At 72.4% G+C, this 3,658-nt stretch carries 6 protein-coding genes; 4 read left to right on the forward strand and 2 right to left on the reverse strand.

What is annotated here, in order from left to right:
• Positions 1 to 50: 50 nt before the first annotated feature.
• The 4 genes from EYA84_RS28605 to EYA84_RS28620 all read left to right on the forward strand — a co-directional run bounded on the left by EYA84_RS28605 (position 51) and on the right by EYA84_RS28620 (position 2,097).
• A complete protein-coding gene (locus EYA84_RS28605; RefSeq protein WP_201272510.1) occupies positions 51 to 554 on the forward strand; it encodes a hypothetical protein in 504 nt (167 codons plus the stop codon).
• Between the two features lie 62 nt (positions 555 to 616).
• The gene (locus EYA84_RS28610) at positions 617 to 1,054 is read left to right on the forward strand and encodes a nitroreductase family deazaflavin-dependent oxidoreductase (protein WP_131057061.1); all 438 of its coding nucleotides are present in this window, start codon (positions 617 to 619) and stop codon (positions 1,052 to 1,054) included.
• 104 nt (positions 1,055 to 1,158) lie between these two features.
• Entirely contained in the window at positions 1,159 to 1,488 is a 330-nt protein-coding gene (locus EYA84_RS28615; RefSeq protein WP_131057063.1) for a hypothetical protein, read from the forward strand.
• A 327-nt stretch (positions 1,489 to 1,815) separates the two neighbouring features.
• Positions 1,816 to 2,097, forward strand: coding sequence for an adhesin (locus tag EYA84_RS28620; protein WP_131057065.1), 282 nt, complete (start codon positions 1,816 to 1,818; stop codon positions 2,095 to 2,097).
• Positions 2,098 to 2,105: 8 nt separating this feature from the next.
• Here EYA84_RS28620 and EYA84_RS28625 read toward each other — a convergent pair whose 3' ends face one another.
• Entirely contained in the window at positions 2,106 to 3,212 is a 1,107-nt protein-coding gene (locus EYA84_RS28625) for a beta family protein (RefSeq protein WP_236146012.1), read from the reverse strand.
• A 137-nt stretch (positions 3,213 to 3,349) separates the two neighbouring features.
• The coding region (locus EYA84_RS28630; RefSeq protein WP_201272511.1) for a PepSY domain-containing protein at positions 3,350 to 3,658 on the reverse strand (309 nt) is incomplete at its 5' end.

Genomic DNA, 3,658 nt, shown 5'->3' on the forward strand with positions numbered 1-3,658 from the left:
TCAGAGGTGTATAAGCGACAGCGCTCGGCCGGGCCGACATCCCGGCGACGGTGGACCTGACCGAGGCGGGCCGCCGCGACTGGCTGCACTGGGGCCTCGGCGGCACCACCAGTCCGGTACGCAAGCGCGACGGCTCCGCCTCCCTGCGTGACCTGGGCGGCCAGGGCGAACGGGACAGCTGGGACGGCAACCAGGAACTGTTCCGGTGGCGCGACGGAGCGCCGGTGAACTCGGCCGGCGACGTCGCGGACGGGGTCTACACCTGCGGTGCGGGCAACGGTTTCCGGCTCGCCGTCGTCGCCGACGGTCAGCCGCGTACCGCCACCGTCTATCTCGGCGTCTGGATGGCCCGGGGTCGGCTCGACGTACGCGTGGGCGACGACGGGCCACGCCGGACGCTGCGTCTGGAGGAGCGGCACACCAGTCTCTCCTCGGGCGTGACGGTCCGGTTCGAGGCGCCGCAGGGCACCCGTGTCCTGCTCACCTGGACGGTGGAGGAGACGTTCACACCGCACTGCGGCAACGTCGGCCTCCAGGCCGTCGCACTGCGCTGACCTGCCCCCGGCACGGTTCTCCAGTAGCGTGGTCGGTGACCGATCATGATCGAGGAGGACCGATGACGTCGGGCGAGAAGGTAGTGGACAGCCCCACCGACTGGGTGGCCGAGCACATCGACAGGTACGTCGAGACCGACGGTGCCGAGGGACACGAGTGGCAGCCGGGCGTGTTCACGTTGCTGCTGACCACCCGGGGCCGACGCAGCGGCGCCCTTCGCCGGACCGCGTTGATCTACCGGCGGCACGGCGACGCGTACGTGGTGGTCGCCTCCCAGGGCGGCGCTCCCCGACACCCCGCCTGGTATCTGAACCTGCTCGCGGACCCGGAGGCCCAGGTCCAGGTCGCGGCCGAGCGCTTCACCGCACGGGCCCGCACCGCCACGGCCGAGGAGAAGGCCCGGCTCTGGCCGGACATGGTCGCCGTCTGGCCGGCGTACGACGACTACCAGACCAAGACGGACCGGGACATCCCCGTGGTGTTGCTGGAACGCCTCTGACGGCAGCCGTACCCGCCGTCGGGCAGTTTGTCCGTCGGATCGCCTCCACCGGACCGTACCGTCCTGCTGTCCGGGTTCAACTGTCCTTTGTGGAGGCCAGGCTGATGAGCAGCAGCAGTACCCTCCGTCCGTCCCCGCCCACCGGCGAGCCGGTCGGAACGGCGTTGCGGGAGATCCCGCTGCCGCCGTACGTGACCGCCGAGGACGCCCAGTTCGCCGTCCGTGCCGTCGTGGTGCACGCGCCCCGAAGATGGTCCGGCGGCACAGTCTGTCGCAACGACGCCAGCCCGCACCCGTGCCGGCTGCACCGCTGGGGCACCCGCGTGCTGGCGCTGCGCGGCCTGCGTGACTCCGAGATCGCCGCCCTCATCGAACGCGGCGATCCCGCCGCTCCCGTCCCCCCGCCCAAGATGCAAGGAAGGGCCCCCTCCTAACGCCTGCGGTATAGCAGGGGTCCCCTCCTAACATCAGGGAAACCTCGTCGGGTACCCGTTCGCAGAGCTTTCACACCCGGTTAATCAATCGACGGTATTCTACTTGACGGATGCCTCCAGAGCGGGCACCGTGGGCAGTGGAGGGGCCTTGAGCTGCCCCGATGCGGCGGTGGGCGACCGCTGCCCGGCGAGCCGCGCCGGGTGTGGTCGGCCTGGAAAGGCCGCCACATCCGTACCCGGTGTGCGGGCCGAGTGCCGGTCCGCTCACGGACTGGCCGGCAGTGTGCCTCCGGCACCGGGAGTCGAGAACCCACGAGGAGTCCCGCCATGCTCACGATGACCGACAACGCCGTCCTGGTGATCCGTGATCTCGCCAACCAGCAGGACGTGGCCGAGGGCGGTGGGGTACGCATCGCCGCGGACACCACCGCCGGATCGCTCACCGTCGAGCTGGTCGCCGCGCCGGTCGCGGGTGATCAGGTGGTCGACAACCAGGGCGCCCGCATCTTCCTCGACTCCGACGCCGCCGACCTGCTCGGCGACGCCGCGGTCGACGCGACCGTCGACGACGAGGGCGTGGTGCAGTTCGGGTTCACCGAGCAGCAGTAGCCGCAGGCTCAGCCCGCGCGGCGGTGCTCCCCGCCTCGGGGCCGTGGGGGCGGGACGGGCCCCGGGGGCCGGGCTCCGCCACCGCTGGTACGCCCCAGTGTGGCCAGCACGTGTGCCAGGTGGTGCGAGGTGCTCCAGGCCACCCAGTTGGTCGCCGACCCGGCTCCGGCGACCCGACGCGCCCGGCGCACGATCTCGTGGTCGCCCCAGGAGAAGCCGGCGCCCGTCGACGGCCAGTGCGGCGCGGACACCAGTTCACGGCAGAGGTCGGCGACCCGCTCGTCGCCGCGCCGGCCCCGCCGCGACCACCGGTAGAGCCACCACGCGTCAACGTCGGTGTAGCGGACCGTCGGCAGCCGGTCGGCCGGTTCCGCGCCGGGCGCGGCGGAGGCGACGCCGTAGTCACCGAACCCCACCCCGAGGTCGGCCAGCCGCCGCCAGAGCAGCCAGTCCCAACGGTCCAGCCGGACCGGTTCGTCGGTGGGCAGTCGGGCCAGTGCCGGGGGCATCCCGCCCGCCACCACGGTGACCGTGCGCCAGGCGTGCCGTCGGGCCCAGTCCCGCGCCCGGCGTACCCGGGGCTCCGTCGTGCGGATGTCCGCCGGGCAGCACACGTCACCGCAGTCGAGCACCAGGTCGCACTGCTCGGGGGCCAGTCGCGCGTACCGCCAGATCCGTTCCACGGCGGTCGTGGCGGCGTTGGGTCCGGCCCGGTCCAGGCGGATCCGCAGGCGCACCACGGCCCGGCCGCAGTACGCCCGAGCGGTGACCCCGTGCGCCGCGAGCCGCTGGTCACCGTCGGTCAGGCCGATCACCGGCACCAGCGGTACGCCCCATCGCAGCGGCTCGGCACCGGCCGGATCGGGCAGCGCGCCCACGTCGACGGCCGGGATCAGCCCCGGCGGCAACCGGTTCACGGCTTCCACGATGGATCTGTCGAGTTCGGACACGTGCAGGATCGGGGCGATCAGCGGGGCGAGGGCGTCGTCGAGGTGGCCGAGCGCGTCCAGTTCGCCCCGCCGTGCGGGGAGGACGGGACGGTAGACCGGTTCCGTCGCCCAGCCCCGGTGGGCGGGCACCATAATTAAATGTAGCCAGGTGATTACCCAGCTCACAGGGCATGCAGCCGGAAATTCGGCGGAACTCTGTCAGCTCCGCGACTGTCATCGCGGGGCACCGACAGCGCGACACCCCGGGCGGCAGGTGCCGCTCCGGGGTGTCCATCGGCCGTCACCGGCCCGCTGTCGACCGGTCAGTCGTCGTCGCGGTCGTCGTCGTCGTCATCGTCATCGTCGTCGTCATCGCGGTCGTCGTCGCCGTCGTACCGCTCCTTCTCGGCCTTGAGCACCTCGCCGGTCTCCCGGTCGACGTCGATCTCGTGCTCGACGTCGCCGTTGACGATCTCGACCTCCCAGACCGGGCGCTTGTTCTCCCGGTCCCGGTCGATCTCGGTGATCCGACCGCCGCCGGCGTGCGCCAGGGCGATCTCACCGGCCCGCTCGCGGCTCACCTTGTCGGCGGGGTCCGGCGTGCCGGTGCCGGCCGGCGGGGTGGCCGTGGT

This window comes from Verrucosispora sp. SN26_14.1, from assembly GCF_004307965.1.
GTDB lineage: Bacteria > Actinomycetota > Actinomycetes > Mycobacteriales > Micromonosporaceae > Micromonospora.